The following is a 14,802-nucleotide window of genomic DNA, read 5'->3' as shown; positions in this document are numbered from 1 at the left end:
GACTCCCACGACGAGGGCGGCCCCGGAACCTCCGGGACCGCCCTCGTGGCGGGCTCCACACGCGCGCGTGCGAGCCCGTTCAGCTGTACGGGTGACTACTTGAGGCGGCTGTAGTTCGGCGCCTCGACCGTCATCTGGATGTCGTGCGGGTGGCTCTCCTTGAGGCCCGCCGAGGTGATGCGGACGAACCGGCCGCGCTCCTGGAGCTCGGGCACGGTGCGGCCGCCGACGTAGAACATCGACTGGCGCAGACCGCCGACCAGCTGGTGGACGACCGCGGCGAGCGGGCCGCGGTAGGGAACCTGGCCCTCGATGCCCTCGGGGACGAGCTTCTCGTCGGAGGCGACGCCCTCCTGGAAGTAGCGGTCCTTGGAGAAGGAGCGCTGCTCGCCACGGGACTGCATGGCGCCCAGGGAGCCCATGCCGCGGTACGACTTGAACTGCTTGCCGTTGATGAAGAGCAGCTCGCCCGGGGACTCCTCGCAGCCCGCGAGCAGCGAGCCGAGCATCACCGTGTCGGCGCCCGCGACCAGGGCCTTGGCGATGTCGCCGGAGTACTGGAGGCCACCGTCGCCGATGACCGGGACACCGGCCTGCTTCGCGGCGAGCGACGCTTCGTAGATGGCCGTGACCTGCGGGACGCCGATGCCGGCGACGACGCGGGTGGTGCAGATGGAACCGGGTCCGACACCGACCTTGATGCCGTCGACGCCCGCGTCGATCAGCGCCTGCGCGCCGTCACGCGTGGCGATGTTGCCGCCGATGACGTCCACGCCCGAGGAGTTCGACTTGATCTTGGCGACCATGTCGCCGACCAGACGGGAGTGGCCGTGCGCGGTGTCGACGACGATGAAGTCGACGCCCGCCTCGATCAGCGCCTGGGCGCGCTCGAAGGCGTCGCCCGCGACACCGACGGCCGCGCCGACCAGCAGACGCCCCTCGGCGTCCTTGGCGGCGTTCGGGTACTTCTCGGCCTTGACGAAGTCCTTGACGGTGATGAGGCCCTTGAGGACGCCCGCGTCGTCGACCAGCGGAAGCTTCTCGATCTTGTGACGGCGCAGGAGCTGCATCGCGTCGTGGCCGGAGATGCCGACCTTGCCCGTGACCAGCGGCATCGGCGTCATGACGTCGCGCACCTGCTGCGAGCGGTCGGTCTCGAAGGCCATGTCGCGGTTGGTGACGATGCCGAGCAGCTTGCCTCCGCCGTCGGTGACCGGCACACCGGAGATGCGGAACTTGGCGCAGATCGCGTCGGCCTCGACGAGCGTGGCGTCCGGGCGCACGGTGATCGGGTCGGTCACCATGCCGGACTCGGAGCGCTTCACCAGGTCGACCTGGTTGGCCTGGTCCTCGATGGACAGGTTGCGGTGCAGGACACCGACGCCGCCCTGACGGGCCATCGCGATCGCCATGCGCGATTCGGTGACCTTGTCCATGGCGGCGGAGAGCAGCGGGATGTTGACCCGGACGTTCTTCGAGATGTACGAGGCGGTGTCGATCTGGTCGGGCGCCATGTCCGACGCGCCCGGCAGCAGCAGCACGTCGTCGTAGGTCAGCCCGAGTGTCGCGAATTTGGCGGGCACTCCGTCGACGTTGGCAGTCATGACACCTTCCCCAAATGGCCTTGATCGGTGCGGATGTCCATGCTAACGGGAAGCATGGCTCTCTCATTCCACGGTTGAGGGTGGGCTTCGGCTTCGTATGTTCGTACGGGATCACGGTCGTTCCCGTTCAGACCCGCGCCCGGAGGAGGGTCCCGAGCCCGGCCGGGCCGCCCCGGCGGGCCCTCGTCCACCGGCGCCCGCCGGTGTGACGAGGGGCGGCGCACCCCGTCACCACGGGCCGGTCCGGCGCCGTCGGGGCCGCCACCTTTTGCCTGCAATTTGCGGAGGGGAAGAACTCCGGCGTCCCCTCGCCCGGTGCGGCACCCCCTGACGGGCGTGACCGAAAACACCGGAACATGTCATTCCATCCGGGCGCGACCGACGTCGGAGCGACCGGACCGCCCCGCTCCGGCCGGTCCGCCCCGGCCACGTCACCGCGACCGGACCCGGATCCCTCCGGACTCCTACTGTTCCGCCAGGGCCCGCAGCCGGCTCAGCGCCCGGTGCTGGGCCACCCGGACGGCACCCGGCGACATTCCCAGCATCTGGCCCGTCTCCTCGGCCGTGAGGCCCACCGCGATCCGCAGCAGGAGCAGCTCGCGCTGGTTCTCGGGGAGGTTGGCCAGGAGTTTCTTGGCCCACTCGGCGTCGCTGCTGAGCAGCGCGCGTTCCTCGGGTCCGAGAGAGTCGTCGGGCCGCTCCGGCATCTCGTCGGACGGGACGGCCGTGGACCCCGGGTGACGCATGGCGGCACGCTGGAGGTCGGCGACCTTGTGCGCGGCGATCGCGAAGACAAACGCCTCGAAGGGGCGCCCGGTGTCCTTGTAGCGCGGCAGCGCGAGGAGCACCGCGACACAGACCTCCTGCGCGAGGTCCTCGACGAAGTGCCGCGCGTCCCCCGGCAGCCGGGACAGACGGGCGCGGCAGTAACGCAGCGCGAGCGGATGTACGTGGGCGAGCAGGTCGTGCGTGGCCTGCCCGTCGCCGTCGACCGCGCGAAGGACGAGCGCACCGATCCCCGTCGTCTCGTCTTCACGCATCGGTCCATGGTGCCTCGGCGTCGTCCTGTCCGTGGCACCGCGTCCGTAGTTGTGCACCGAAGCGTTATGAGCAGGTGCGCCGGAACTCATCTCCTGCGCCCTCCCCTTCCGCTCGACCGACTCGTCCCCAAGGAACTCCACACCTCAAGGATGCGGCATCCGCCGGGAAACGGGGATCGGACACCGAAGAGGCCCTCCCCGAGGGCCCGGCCCCGTCCGCCGTCCGGCGGACGGGTGCTCCCACCGTCATACCCGCGAGGCGGCTCGCCCAGGGCGTGTTTCGAAAGTCCCGCCTGGCTCGCGACGCCCGGCACGACGCCTCGCCGCGGTGTCGGGATCACCCGATTACGCCCGGTACGCGGGCGACCCTCCGCCTCGCGATGCGCCCCCACGGCCCGAAAGGCGTGGGAGGTACCCCCGGCACCGGACGCCGCGAGCCCCGCCCTCCGGGCGGACGGCGCTCCTTTCGAAACACGCCCTAGCGGACCAGGCCCCACCGGAATCCGAGCGCGACCGCGTGCGCCCGGTCCGAGGCGCCGAGCTTCTTGAAGAGCCGCCGGGCGTGGGTCTTGACCGTGTCCTCGGAGAGGAACAGCTCACGGCCGATCTCCGCGTTCGAGCGGCCGTGGCTCATTCCTTCGAGGACCTGGATCTCGCGCGCGGTGAGCGTGGGCGCGGCGCCCATCTCCGCCGAACGCAGTCTGCGCGGGGCGAGCCGCCAGGTCGGGTCGGCGAGCGCCTGCGTCACGGTGGCGCGCAGCTCCGCCCGCGAGGCGTCCTTGTGCAGATAACCGCGGGCCCCGGCGGCGACGGCGAGCGCCACCCCGTCCAGGTCCTCGGCCACGGTGAGCATGATGATGCGCGCACCGGGGTCGGCGGACAGCAGCCGCCTGACCGTCTCCACGCCGCCCAGACCGGGCATACGTACGTCCATCAGAATCAAATCCGAACGGTCGGCCCCCCAGCGGCGGAGGACTTCCTCGCCGTTGGCCGCCGTCGTCACGCGCTCGACACCGGGCACGGTCGCGACCGCGCGGCGGAGCGCCTCTCGGGCAAGCGGGGAGTCGTCGCAGACGAGGACGGATGTCATGACCGTCCTCCGCAGCTGATGCGCGTCACCTTGAGCCTCCAGGCTGTTACGAATCGTCACCTGTGCGGTCGACACTCGCAGGCGGATATGACCGCCTACCCGAGCGCTTGTTCCTTCAACCGCCTCAGCCATCTCAACGATGGTCACTCGAAAGAGTTACGGGGCAGTCGGCCGTCATCGGCACTGTACGTGAGGGCACGGACACGGTGCAGACATGCGCGCCGACCCTCAACGTTTCATCACAAGCCGTGCCCCATTTAGCCTGTTTTCTTCCCATTTGCCGGTGTCTGAGGCTAGATTCGCAATGAGTCATATTTTCATCTCCTTAGATCGTAGATGTACGGTCGGTGGGCACAGAGCAGCCCAGAACGGCAACAAGGGGACACGCAATGGCAGATTTCTCCCGCCTTCCCGGTCCGAACGCGGACCTCTGGGACTGGCAGCTCCTCGCGGCCTGCCGAGGGGTCGACAGCTCGCTCTTCTTCCACCCGGAGGGCGAGCGTGGTGCGGCACGGAGCGCTCGTGAGAACTCGGCCAAAGAGGTCTGCATGAGATGCCCGGTCCGTGCGGAGTGCGCGGCACACGCGCTGGCGGTGCGCGAACCGTACGGCGTGTGGGGCGGACTGACCGAGGACGAGCGCGAAGAGCTCATGGGACGGGCACGCAACCGACTGGTCTCGGCGGCGGCCCCCGGAAACACTCCCGCCTCGAACAGCTGAAGGAACGTTTCTGTCCTGAAAGTACGTAGAGATACGCCTGTCGGCCCGGCTCCCTCGCGGGCAGAGCGCTAGCGGGCCGCCGCCCGTGCCAGCCGGTCCAGCGTCGCGGCCACCGCCGGCACCCCGGCGAGATCCGGGAGGGTGAGGGCGACGATCTCGCGGCGCACCGCGGGCTCCACCGTCACGGTCCGTGCCCCCTTCGGACGTACGGACTCGATCGCCAGCTCCGGCAGGACGGCGACGCCGAGCCCCGCGCCCACGAGCCCGACCACCGCCGGATAGTCGTCGGTGGCGAAGTCGATGCGGGGCTCGAAACCGGCGCCGCGGCAGACCTCGACGAGCTGGCCCCGGCAGCGCGGGCAGCCCGCGATCCACGACTCGCCCGCGAACTCGCCGATCGCGACGGACTCCGCGCGCGCGAGCGGGTGCCCCTCGGGCACCAGGCCGACCAGACGGTCCATCAGCAGGGGCCGTACGACCAGGTCGTCCCACTCCTCGACGCCCGGAGCGCTCTCGTAGCGGAAGGTGAGCGCGATGTCGCAGTCGCCGTCCCGGAGCTTCTCGACGGACTCGGGCGGCTCGGCCTCCTCCAGGGAGACACGCGTGCCGGGGTGGGCGGCGCGCAGCGAGGCGAGGGCCGTGGGCACGAGGGTGGAGCTGCCGCTGGGGAAGGAGACCAGGCGGACGCGGCCCGCGCGCAGACCGGCGATCGCGGCGACCTCCTCCTCCGCCGCGGTGAGGCCGGACAGGATGCTCGCCGCGTGCTTGACCAGGGCCTCGCCCGCCTGGGTCAGACGCATCTCGCGCCCCGTCCTGACGAGCAGCGGGGTGCCCACGGACGACTCCAGGGCCTTCATCTGCTGGCTCACGGCGGGCTGGGTGCAGCCCAGTTCGCGTCCCGCCGCCGAGAAGGACCCGGTGGTGGCGACGGCGCGCAGGACGCGGAGATGACGAGCCTCGATCACCTTCCGAGCATAAGCGTTTCTTGGGTACGGCGCCCGATATCGCGTCGACGCTTTGGCCCCTATCGCCTAACTTGGTCCCATGAGGCTTCTGTCACTGAACCTGGGCCGGGCGCGGGCCGTCGAGTACACGGACCAGCCGGAGGGTCTGACCGGCATCGACAAGCGGCCGGTCGACGGGCCGGTCCGGGTGACGGCGCCGGGGCCCAAGGGGACCGGCGGAAGCGGGCTCGCCGGGGACGCGGTCTGCGACCTGCGGCACCACGGCGGTGACGACCAGGCGGTGTACGCGGTCGCGCGCGAGGACCTCGACGACTGGGAGCGCGAGCTCGGCCGGACGCTGCCGAACGGCGTGTTCGGCGAGAACCTCACGACGCTGGGGCTCGACGTGTCCGGCGCGCTGATCGGTGAACGCTGGCGCGTGGGCTCCGGCCTCGTCCTGGAGGTCACCTGCGGGCGCATCCCGTGCCGCACCTTCCAGGAGCACCTCGGCGAGGAGCGCTGGGTGAAGCGGTTCACGCGGCGGGGGGCGCCGGGCGCGTACCTGCGGGTGATCGAGCCCGGCGAGATCCGTGCCGGGGACCCGGTCGAGATCGTGCACCGGCCCGGCCACGACGTCACCGTCGCCCTCCAGTTCCGCGCCTCGACGATCGAACGGAAGCTGCTGCCGCGATTGTTGGCGGCGGGCGGGGCACTGCACCCGGAGGCGCTGGCGGCGGCGCGGGAGTACGCGGCGAAGTACGGCGGATAGGGCGGACGGAGGTGTCCGGCACCGGGGGCCGGGGGGCGCGGCCGGTCACTAACCTTGCGCCATGACAACGGCTCTGATTACGGGATCGACCGCGGGGATCGGTGCCGCCTTCGCGCGGCGGCTGGCGGCGGACGGGCACGACCTCGTGCTGGTGGCGCGGGACACGAAGCGGCTGCGGGAGCAGGCGACCGAGCTGCACGACCGGCACGGCGTCGAGGCGGAGGTGCTCACGGCGGACCTGGCGACGGACGAGGGCATCGAGGAGGTCGCCGCCCGTCTGTCCGACCGCAAGAACCCGGTCGACCTGCTGGTCAACAACGCCGGCTTCGGCAACAAGGGCCGCTATCTGGACGTGTCGATGGCGGACGAGCTGAAGATGCTCAAGGTGCACTGCGAGGCGGTGCTCCGGCTGACGTCGGCGGCGACCGAGGCGATGCGGGAGCGCGGCCGGGGCGGCGTCGTCAACGTGGCGTCGGTGGCCGCGTTCGTGCCGCGGGGCACGTACGGGGCGTCGAAGGCGTGGGTCGTGCAGTTCACGCAGGGCGCGGCGAAGGATCTCGCGGGCAGCGGGGTACGGCTGATGGCGCTGGCCCCCGGCTTCGTGCGCACCGAGTTCCACGAGCGGGCCGGCATGGGCACGGACAACATCCCGAACTGGATGTGGCTGGACGCCGACAAGCTGGTCGCGGCGGCGCTCGCCGACCTGGCGCGCGGGAAGACCCTGTCCGTCCCCGACCCGCGCTACAAGGTGCTGATGGGCGTGGTGAAGGTGACGCCGAACGCGCTGCTGGGCGGGATCTCGTCGAGGACCGGGCGGAAGTACGGGCCCCGGTAGGCCGCGTGGGAGGCCCTCCGGTAACGGACTTCGCCGCGTGGGAGGCCCTCCGGCAGCGGACTTCGCCGCGTGCGGGGCCGGGCGGTGAGGCCGGACGGGCAGGTCGAAGAGGGATCTGTCGGGGCCGGGCGGGGAGCGACAGGCTGAAGGGGTCGGAAGCACCGGGCGGCCCGCTGGTGAGGCGCCCGGGATTTCACGGCTCCCCACGCTCCGTCCCGATCACCGAGGAGACTCCCATGGCGCTCACTGCCGCCCGGACGGCCCACAGCGGCGCGTCCACCACGTCCGCGGGCCGTTCCGACCTCGCGGTGCGCTCGCGCCTCGCCGCGTTCAACGCCTTCCTGCTCAGCGGGCTCACCCTGTGGCTCGGCCTGGTGACCCTGAACAACCTGAACGACTTCGGCACCAACCGGGCGCTGATCAGCCGCATGCTGACCATGACCGACCTGGTCCACGATCCGGTGCGCGGCAACGGCCTGCAGTGGCGGGCGCTGCCGGACTCGATGGCGGCACCCACCCTGATCGGCGTCATCGTCTACGAGATCCTCACGGTCGCCCTGCTCGCCCGGGCCGCGGCGCTGCAGGTGCGCCGGGCACGCGGCCTCCAGGCCGACATCACCACCACGCGGCACACCAACCTGGCGCTGGGCGCGTTCGTCGGCCTCTTCCTGCTCTTCCTGTCGGGCGGCATGTGGTTCGGTTACTGGATCTACATCGGCGCCGCGCAGCAGGTCCACTTCACCGGCCTGATCATCGGTCTGCTGGCCGCGCTCCTGGTCAATCTCCCCTCGGTGACCGGGGCGCAGCAGGAGCAGTGAACCAGCCGGTGACCGGCACCCCCGTCGGCGGTCCTTCCGATACTCCTCCTTCCCCAAAGGGAGTACCGGAAGGACCGCCGATGGGGGATGTGTGCCCGGTCCGGCGTTCATTAGCGTCCTCGGCCATGGGGGTACACACCGCACGACTCAGCGCTCAGCTCACCCGGACCGGCACGGAGATCGCTCCTCCCGGTGCCTTCGACACCGCCCGGCACCCGGCCCGCGGGACGGGCGGCACCGGCCGCACGCACCTCACCGGTGCCTCGGACGCTCCACGAAAGAACCTCGGCCTCCGTCTCTTCGTCGAGGAGGCACGCCCCGGCGTCCAGCTCATCTTCCTGATGCGTTTCCTGGCCGGCGCGGTCCTCGCGGCCGGCGGACGGTTCTCCGGTCTCGGGGCGTCCGTGTTCGTGACGGGAATCGGCTGGACACTCGCGACGCTGTTCACGTACGGGATCAACGGGGTGTGCGACGTGCACGAGGACCTGGTCAACAAGACGGGCCGCCCCATCGCGCGGGGGGAACTGCCGCCCGGGACCGCGGCGGTGTGGACCTGGCTCTGCGCGGCCGGCTCCGTGATCGTGATGCTGTCGACCGGCAGCCCCTTGCTCATCACGTACGACCTGCTGTTCCTGCTGCTCGGATACGCCTACTCCGCGGCCCCGCTCCAGTTGAAGCGGACCGCCGCGGGAGCCTCCGGTTCGGTGCTCCTGATGGGGCTGCTGACCTACGCCGCGGGGTGGACGGCCGCCGGCTCGACGCTGCCCACCGGGCCGGACCTCGCCGTCGCGTGCACGATGTCGCTGTGGATGGCCGCGGTGGGCGCGGTCACCAAGGACTTCTCGCACGTGGCCGGTGACGCGGCGGCCGGGCGGCGCAGCTCGGTCACCGCCTGGGGCGACGGGACGGCGCGGCTCGTCGCGGCCGCCGGGGCGCTCGTGGTGGCCGGGGGGTTCGCGACCGTGGCCGCGCACCGTCCCGCGCTGCTGGGACCGGCGGCCGCCGTGCTGCTCTGCGGCGCGGTCGCGGTGGCGGTCCTGTGCCGTACGACCCGGGGGGACGAGGCCAGGGCGCGCGCTCCGTACCGCGCCTTCATGGTGACGCAGTACCTGGTGCATCTGGCGATCTTCGCGAGGCTCGTCTGGCCGACGCCGTAGGTCCTCGCCGTTCCGGCCCGCCCGCCCCGCGGCCTGGTGCGCACGTGTCCCCCGGGCTCCCCGGGGGACACGGACGTGCCGGGCCGCCGGGCCGCCCTCAGGACCCGCGGCGCGAACCGGCTCCGAAGCGGGGTTCGGCGGGGACGCGGCCCGGAGCGGGGATCAGCCGGCGTTCGACCGCCTTGTTGACGGCGTCGATGCGGGAGACGGCGTCGAGCTTGGCGAAGATGTTGCGCATGTGGCGCTTGATGGTGCCCTCGGCGATCCCGAGCCGCACGGCGATCTGACGGTTGCTCATGGCTTGTGCGACCAGGCCGAGGACCTCGACCTCGCGTTCGGAGAGGGTGCCCTCGGGCGTGGCCGGTTCGGCGCGCAGGCTCGCGGGCGAGACGGAGACCGTGACCGTGCGCCCGCTGCCGCCGTCGCCGTCGCGTACGGCGGAGACCAGCGTCTCGCGGCCGGCGCTCTTGTGCAGGTATCCGCTGACCCCGAGCCGCAGCAGCTCCTGCACCAGCTGCTGGCCGTCGTACATGCTGAGCACGATGATGCGCAGGCCGGGGTCCCGCTCCAGGAGCCTGCGAACGGTCATCGGCGGGTCGTTGCGGGGCATCTCGATGTCGAGCAGGACGACATCGGGACGGTGTTCGGCGGCGAGCCGGACTGCGTCCTCGCCGTTGCCCGCCTGGGCCACCACCTGGAATCCGGGCTCGGTGCGCAGCAGATCGCACAGGGCCTCGCGCAGCAGGGTGTGGTCGTCCGCCACGAGGATGCGGACGGTACCGCCGTGTTCGCCGCCCGCCCCGGGCTCGTCGTGCTCGTTCACCGGACGCCGTGGCCTTCCTTGATGGGTATCCAGATGGTGACGTGGGTCCCGCGACCGCGCGCCGAATCGATGTGGAGGGTGCCGGCGACGAGGTCGGCCCGCTCCTGCAGCCCGGTCAGACCGTTGGCGCGGCCGCCCGCACGGGTCTTCGCGGTGTCGAAGCCGAGGCCGTCGTCGATGATCTCGGTCTGGATCTCGTGCGGCGCGATGTCGATGTGGACCACGATGTTGCCCGCCTCCGCGTGCCGGAAGGCGTTGCGCAGGCATTCGCGGACCATGATGAACAGCTCCTCGGACACCGACTGCGGAATCCATTCGTCCAGGCCGCGCACCCACACCCGGACCGGGGCCACCGAGTCGCCCATCGAGGCCACGAACTGGTTGATCGCCTCCTCCAGGCAGCCGGAGACGGACGGGCGGCGCAGTTCGGTGACGAGTTCCCTGGTCCGCGCGAGCGTCTCCAGGATGGCCGCCTGGGCGGCCTGCACGGTCGGGGGCATGTCGCCGCCCTGCCGGCCCAGCTCGACCTCGTACAGCTCCAGTTGGCGCATGGCCAGGCTCAGCGAGTTGCCGACCTGGTCGTGTATCTCGCGGGCCAGTTTGCGGTGGCCCTGTTCGTGCACCTCACGGACCCGGCCGAGCATGAAGGAGTCGTACGCGATCGAGCCGACCTCGAGGCGGCGGCCGATGCCCTGCTGCAGGGCGCGGACGGCGACGGTGTACCCGCTGACGCGCCCGGAATCCTTCTCGCCCATGTCCTCGATGCTCTTGAGCAGGTATTCGAGCACCGTGTCGAAGAGGATGACACCGGCGCGCACCGAGTGGGTGAGGTGGATGCTCTGCTGGACGCGGATCGCGCCCAGGTCGACCACCTCGGCGATCTGGCTGTCGGTGACCGTGGTCCGTCCGAGCGCGAGGCTCTCGGCACAATCGGCGAAAATTCGACGTGCCTGCAGCTCGCATTGCTGCCATGCCCGGGGCTCGCCGACGAGCGGGCTGCTGATGGCGCGCAAGCGCGCCGCATAGGCGGCGACGGCCGCGTCCTCGTAGGACCTGAAGTGGTGCACGGAAACACTTCCGGCGCCGATACGGTCGGCGCTGCCACCGCTTCGGCTGCCCGTTAATTCGCTCAAAACGCCCTCCTCCCCCGTGGCCCAGAGCCACCCCCGTCAGCGTCTGATCCGGGTGCAGAGTAAGCCAACCGGCAGAGGTTCGGCAGAAAGTGGCGTAAAAGAACCCCTTCGGAATTCACTTGAAAAAGCAACTGGATGGCCGACGAAAACAGGCCCGGCAGCGGGGGACTGCCGGGCCTGTCGGGGGGATGGCTTCTCGGTGGGTCCGCGCGCATGCCCGGGCATGCGCGCGGACGTCACGAGCGGCGGCCGAGCACCGCGGCACGCGCCTTCAGGAGCGTGGGGACCAGGGCGTAGACCACGGCCGGGACGACCACTCCGGTGACGATCAGGTTGCGCAGCAGCACCGGGAGACCCATGACGTAGGGGCCGATCAGGAGCTGCGCGACGGTCAGGGCCGAGAAGACCGACAGCCAGGTGAACAGGAACCGGGTGTGGATGGAGGGCAGCGCCGCCGGGGGCGCGGCCTGGACCCGCGCCGAGGGCCCGGGGGCGGCAGTCGTCGTGGTGGCGGCGATGGCCTCGGTGGTGCCGGGAGCGACGGTGGTCATGGCGTATTCCAATCCGGTCGGCGTCTGCGCTGCTGAAGATCTGGGTCACTGGGCCGCTCCGCCGGCCGTGCAGCCGGACGGCGCGGGGTGTTGCTGAGTCCTGGGGCCGGGACCGCGGTGCGCTGTCCCGGCGACACCAGAACTAAATCAACCAACCAGTTGGATGTCAACCATCCAGTTGGTTGGCAATCGGGGGCGTGCGCCCTAGCCTGGAGTCATGACACGGGATCCGGGCCTCACCAAAGAGCGGCTGCTCGCCGCCGCGACGGAAGAATTCGCAGCTCACGGGATTGCCGGCGCGCGCGTCGACCGCATCGCCGCGAGCGCGGGAGTCAACAAGGAGCGCATCTACGGCTACTTCGGCAACAAGCAGAAGCTCTTCGACGCGGTCGTGGGTCGCGCCCTCGACGAGGTCGCCGAGGCCGTGCCGCTCCACAGCGGGGACGATCCGGCCGAGTACGTCGGGCGGGTCTACGACTTCCACCGCGACAACCCCGTGCTCGTGCGGCTCCTGCTGTGGGAGGGCCTCCACTACAGCAACGAGGTGCTGCCGGGCGAGGACAGCCGGCGCGGTCACTACGAGGACAAGATCGCCGCGCTCGCGGGGACCCTGGGGTTCTCCCAGGCCCTGGGCGAGGAGGCGTCCGCCGAGGTCGCTCCCGTGCTGCTGACCCTGATCGGCCTGGCCGTGTGGCCGCACGCGGTGCCGCAGATGGCGCGGTTGATCCTGGACCCGGCCGCGCCCGGGACGGATCTGCGCGAGCACGTGGTGGAGTTCGCGAGGCGGGCTGTCGCGGCACGGGCCGAGGCCTGAGAGGAGGGGCCCCGGGCCCGGGGTTCCGAGGCTCCGGGGTCCAGGTCCGAGGCCAAGGCCCGGGGCGCGAGGCCCGAGACCCGAGACCCGAGGACAGGAAAGCGGGAGCCGGGGCCGGGGCCAGGGGCCGGACCCCCGCACCGGCGACCCGGCCGAGAAGCCCCGCCACCCCTGACCACCACGCACCCGTGGCCGGGATCCGGCGGGAATGGCCGAACGGCCACCACGACGCACCGCGGTCGGGATCCGGCGGGAAAGGCCGAACGGCCACCACGACGCACCGCAGTCGGGATCCGGCGGGAGGGGCCGTGCCGGTACATCGAATGCCCGCAGGCCGGACGGATCAGTACCCACGCCCACCTGGAAACCCCGCTGGGATCCGTTCGGATGCGGGCGGATGTACCGGCACGGCCCCGACCCACCCACCGGACCCGACCCGCGACCGCCGGCGCAGCGCACCCGCACGACCCGGCTGCTCACCGCCGCCGGACGCCCGCCGCAGGCCGCAGGCCGCAGGCCGCAGGCCGGGGAGCGGTTCCGGCCACGTCCGTCGTTCCCGGCACGGTTTCGCCCGACGGCCCGGCCCCGCCCGGGTTTGCGCGCCCGCCCCTGCTCCAGGGCCGGTTTCCCCCGCTTGCCGCGCCCGGCCGCGCTCGGAGCTCCGCGTCGGCGCCGCCGCGCCGCAGCCCCCCGCAGCCCCACCCCCGGTCAGGGGGCTCATCCGGCCCGGTCCGTGGCCAGGGGATCCGGCGACCGAGGCATCCGATTGCCACTTTCGGTCCGCCCGCCCCCCGTCTTGGAGGCAGTGGCCCCCTGCACGGGCCCCGGCGGCTCTAGCGTCTGCGGCATGGAAGGCCCACGGGGGCACCGCCGAGGACCCAGAGGACCCATGGAGGTAAGGCCACCATGCCACCGCACCGCGCTGCTCTCGACGCAGTCGCCACCCCGTCCTTGAACATCGTTCTCTCCATCCGCGACGACCTGCAGCGCTACGGACTCGAAGGCATGCTGAGGTCCCTCCGCGAGGTCGCCGACTGCCATCCCTTCGCCGACCTCACGTCCGCCGTGGACGCCGTGCGCGCCCCGGCGACCGACCTGCTGATCGTGGCCCCCGGGGGCACGGACCTGGACCCCGACTCCGTACTGCACCGCGTGGCCGCCTACGGCGTACGCGTCCTGCTGCTCCTGCCCGACCTGGACTCCGTGGACCTGAACCGGGTGGCGTCCCTGTCCGGTGCGTCGCTGCTCTGCTCGGAGGGTCTCCAGGTCGAGACCCTGCAGCAGGTGCTCGTCGCGATGGGCGAGGGCGAGGTGCACATACCGGCCGCGCTCACCCGCGCCCTGCTCCAGCTCGCGGGGCGCGGACTCGGCGACCGGCAGGCCGCCGCCCCCGCGCCGCCCCGGCTGACACCGCGGGAGCGCGAGGCGCTCGGGCACCTCGTCGAGGGCCTCAGCAACAAGCAGATCGCCCGTCGGCTGCACATCTCCGAGCACGGCGTGAAGCGCCTCGTCGCCAGCATCCTCGCCAAGCTCAACTGCCCGAACCGCACGCTGGCGACGGTCCGCGCGCTGCGCGAGGGCCTGTGCGCCCCGGTGGCGGCTCACCCCGCCGGCCGCCCCGCCCACCACTCCTCTCCGGGCGGCGACGTCCGCCCCGTCCCGTCGGCCACCGGCCAGGCGGTTGCCTCATCCCTCACGAACGGCTGGTGACCCTCTCCATGAACGCCCCCATCGCTCCCGCCGCCTTCTTCGATGTCGACGAGACCCTGGTCAACACGAAAAGCATGTTCCACTTCCTGCGCTTCTGGATGGCCCGGCAGGGCGACGACGGCAGCGGCTACGACACCGTCATGGCCGGCGTGCACCGGGCAGCGGCCTCCGGCGTGCACCGCTCGGAGATCAACCGGGCCTACTACCGGCGCTTCGCCGGCGTACCGTACGAAGCCCTGCTGGAGGCCGGACGGGAATGGTGGCGGGAGTACCGCCGAGGATCCGACGCCGTCGTCGTCCCGGCCTGGGCCGCGGCCACCCGGCACCGCAAGGCGGGCCATCTGGTGGTCCTCGTCTCCGGGTCGTTCCGGGGCTGTCTGGAACCGCTCGCCGAGGATCTCGGCGCGCACCGCATCCTGTGCTCCGAACCTCTGGTGGACGCCGGCGGCCGGCTGACCGGCGAGGTCGCACGGCCGATGATCGGCTCGGTCAAGGCCGACGCCGTGCGCGAGACCGTCGCGGAGCTCGGCCTGACCGCCGCGGACTGCAGCTGCTACGGCGATCACTCCAGTGACCTGGACATGCTCGGTGCGGTGGGCAACCCGGTGGTCGTCGGCGGCGACCGGGTGCTGCTGGAGCACGCCCAGCGCCTCGACTGGCCCGTCCTGCCCGCGACCCCCGGGCACCTGCCGTCCCCGGACGCCTCGCCCGCGCGGCTGCTGACCGCGGCCGACCGGCGCTGAGCGCTCCACCGGAAGAGCCACGACGTGCCGGCGGCCCCCGCGGCGCCGTCGT

Annotated in this window: 15 protein-coding genes; 8 read left to right on the top strand and 7 right to left on the bottom strand. The window is 71.7% G+C overall.

Annotated features, from left to right (window positions below; genetic code table 11):
• Nucleotides 1–95 precede the first annotated feature (95 nt).
• From guaB to ACICHK_RS24275, 3 genes are all read right to left on the bottom strand, one after another.
• A complete protein-coding gene (gene guaB / locus ACICHK_RS24285; RefSeq protein ID WP_406838534.1) occupies nt 96–1,604 on the bottom strand; it encodes an IMP dehydrogenase in 1,509 nt (502 codons plus the stop codon).
• A 464-nt stretch (nt 1,605–2,068) separates the two neighbouring features.
• Nucleotides 2,069–2,644, bottom strand: coding sequence for a sigma-70 family RNA polymerase sigma factor (locus ACICHK_RS24280; RefSeq protein WP_151469182.1), 576 nt, complete (start codon nt 2,642–2,644; stop codon nt 2,069–2,071).
• Between the two features lie 478 nt (nt 2,645–3,122).
• Nucleotides 3,123–3,734 carry a response regulator transcription factor gene (locus ACICHK_RS24275; RefSeq protein ID WP_003948568.1) on the bottom strand — a complete coding sequence of 204 codons (612 nt, stop codon included), beginning with the start codon at nt 3,732–3,734 and terminating at the stop codon, nt 3,123–3,125.
• Between the two features lie 389 nt (nt 3,735–4,123).
• Here ACICHK_RS24275 and ACICHK_RS24270 point away from each other — a divergent pair, with 389 nt between their 5' ends.
• Nucleotides 4,124–4,453 carry a WhiB family transcriptional regulator gene (locus ACICHK_RS24270; RefSeq protein WP_151469183.1) on the top strand — a complete coding sequence of 110 codons (330 nt, stop codon included), beginning with the start codon at nt 4,124–4,126 and terminating at the stop codon, nt 4,451–4,453.
• Nucleotides 4,454–4,521: 68 nt separating this feature from the next.
• Here the strand turns inward: ACICHK_RS24270 and ACICHK_RS24265 are convergent, their stop codons facing one another.
• Nucleotides 4,522–5,418, bottom strand: a complete 897-nt coding sequence (locus tag ACICHK_RS24265) for a LysR family transcriptional regulator (protein WP_406838533.1) — start codon at nt 5,416–5,418, stop codon at nt 4,522–4,524.
• A 79-nt stretch (nt 5,419–5,497) separates the two neighbouring features.
• On the opposite strand from ACICHK_RS24265, the gene ACICHK_RS24260 reads away from it, so the two are divergent.
• The 4 genes from ACICHK_RS24260 to ACICHK_RS24245 all read left to right on the top strand — a co-directional run bounded on the left by ACICHK_RS24260 (nt 5,498) and on the right by ACICHK_RS24245 (nt 8,976).
• Nucleotides 5,498–6,166 (top strand): MOSC domain-containing protein, encoded by a 669-nt coding sequence (locus ACICHK_RS24260; protein WP_406838532.1) that lies wholly within the window; start codon nt 5,498–5,500, stop codon nt 6,164–6,166.
• Nucleotides 6,167–6,227: 61 nt separating this feature from the next.
• Nucleotides 6,228–7,001, top strand: a complete 774-nt coding sequence (locus tag ACICHK_RS24255; protein WP_151469186.1) for an SDR family oxidoreductase — start codon at nt 6,228–6,230, stop codon at nt 6,999–7,001.
• Nucleotides 7,002–7,237: 236 nt separating this feature from the next.
• Nucleotides 7,238–7,819, top strand: coding sequence for a DUF2165 family protein (locus tag ACICHK_RS24250; protein WP_406838531.1), 582 nt, complete (start codon nt 7,238–7,240; stop codon nt 7,817–7,819).
• Between the two features lie 125 nt (nt 7,820–7,944).
• Nucleotides 7,945–8,976 (top strand): UbiA family prenyltransferase, encoded by a 1,032-nt coding sequence (locus tag ACICHK_RS24245; RefSeq protein ID WP_406838530.1) that lies wholly within the window; start codon nt 7,945–7,947, stop codon nt 8,974–8,976.
• Nucleotides 8,977–9,073: 97 nt separating this feature from the next.
• Here the strand turns inward: ACICHK_RS24245 and ACICHK_RS24240 are convergent, their stop codons facing one another.
• The 3 genes from ACICHK_RS24240 to ACICHK_RS24230 all read right to left on the bottom strand — a co-directional run bounded on the left by ACICHK_RS24240 (nt 9,074) and on the right by ACICHK_RS24230 (nt 11,483).
• Entirely contained in the window at nt 9,074–9,799 is a 726-nt protein-coding gene (locus ACICHK_RS24240) for a response regulator (protein ID WP_406838529.1), read from the bottom strand.
• Nucleotides 9,796–10,866, bottom strand: a complete 1,071-nt coding sequence (locus ACICHK_RS24235) for a sensor histidine kinase (RefSeq protein WP_406838528.1) — start codon at nt 10,864–10,866, stop codon at nt 9,796–9,798. Before ACICHK_RS24235 ends, ACICHK_RS24240 begins: the two co-directional genes overlap by 4 nt.
• Before the next feature lie 302 nt (nt 10,867–11,168).
• On the bottom strand, nt 11,169–11,483 hold the full coding sequence (locus ACICHK_RS24230; protein ID WP_406838527.1) for a hypothetical protein: 315 nt from the start codon (nt 11,481–11,483) through the stop codon (nt 11,169–11,171).
• 217 nt (nt 11,484–11,700) lie between these two features.
• Here ACICHK_RS24230 and ACICHK_RS24225 point away from each other — a divergent pair, with 217 nt between their 5' ends.
• From ACICHK_RS24225 to ACICHK_RS24215, 3 genes are all read left to right on the top strand, one after another.
• Nucleotides 11,701–12,297 carry a TetR family transcriptional regulator gene (locus ACICHK_RS24225; protein WP_406838526.1) on the top strand — a complete coding sequence of 199 codons (597 nt, stop codon included), beginning with the start codon at nt 11,701–11,703 and terminating at the stop codon, nt 12,295–12,297.
• Nucleotides 12,298–13,203: 906 nt separating this feature from the next.
• Nucleotides 13,204–14,007, top strand: coding sequence for a response regulator transcription factor (locus tag ACICHK_RS24220; protein ID WP_406838525.1), 804 nt, complete (start codon nt 13,204–13,206; stop codon nt 14,005–14,007).
• Nucleotides 14,004–14,750: an HAD family phosphatase gene (locus ACICHK_RS24215; protein WP_225860477.1), complete on the top strand. Its 747-nt coding sequence runs from the start codon at nt 14,004–14,006 to the stop codon at nt 14,748–14,750. Before ACICHK_RS24220 ends, ACICHK_RS24215 begins: the two co-directional genes overlap by 4 nt.
• Nucleotides 14,751–14,802: the final 52 nt, after the last annotated feature.

Source organism: Streptomyces sp. AHU1, assembly GCF_045343905.1.
GTDB lineage: Bacteria > Actinomycetota > Actinomycetes > Streptomycetales > Streptomycetaceae > Streptomyces > Streptomyces triticiradicis.
Note: the sequence above shows the minus strand (reverse complement) of the source record. Positions and strands in the feature narration are given on the sequence as shown.

Excerpts from the sequence above, each read along its gene's own strand:
- guaB (WP_406838534.1), bottom strand. The coding sequence starts at position 1,604 with ATGACTGCCAACGTCGACGGAGTGCCCGCCAAATTCGCGACACTCGGG.
- ACICHK_RS24280 (WP_151469182.1), bottom strand. The coding sequence starts at position 2,644 with ATGCGTGAAGACGAGACGACGGGGATCGGTGCGCTCGTCCTTCGCGCG.
- ACICHK_RS24275 (WP_003948568.1), bottom strand. The coding sequence starts at position 3,734 with ATGACATCCGTCCTCGTCTGCGACGACTCCCCGCTTGCCCGAGAGGCG.
- ACICHK_RS24270 (WP_151469183.1), top strand. The coding sequence starts at position 4,124 with ATGGCAGATTTCTCCCGCCTTCCCGGTCCGAACGCGGACCTCTGGGAC.
- ACICHK_RS24260 (WP_406838532.1), top strand. The coding sequence starts at position 5,498 with ATGAGGCTTCTGTCACTGAACCTGGGCCGGGCGCGGGCCGTCGAGTAC.
- ACICHK_RS24255 (WP_151469186.1), top strand. The coding sequence starts at position 6,228 with ATGACAACGGCTCTGATTACGGGATCGACCGCGGGGATCGGTGCCGCC.
- ACICHK_RS24250 (WP_406838531.1), top strand. The coding sequence starts at position 7,238 with ATGGCGCTCACTGCCGCCCGGACGGCCCACAGCGGCGCGTCCACCACG.
- ACICHK_RS24245 (WP_406838530.1), top strand. The coding sequence starts at position 7,945 with ATGGGGGTACACACCGCACGACTCAGCGCTCAGCTCACCCGGACCGGC.
- ACICHK_RS24230 (WP_406838527.1), bottom strand. The coding sequence starts at position 11,483 with ATGACCACCGTCGCTCCCGGCACCACCGAGGCCATCGCCGCCACCACG.
- ACICHK_RS24225 (WP_406838526.1), top strand. The coding sequence starts at position 11,701 with ATGACACGGGATCCGGGCCTCACCAAAGAGCGGCTGCTCGCCGCCGCG.
- ACICHK_RS24220 (WP_406838525.1), top strand. The coding sequence starts at position 13,204 with ATGCCACCGCACCGCGCTGCTCTCGACGCAGTCGCCACCCCGTCCTTG.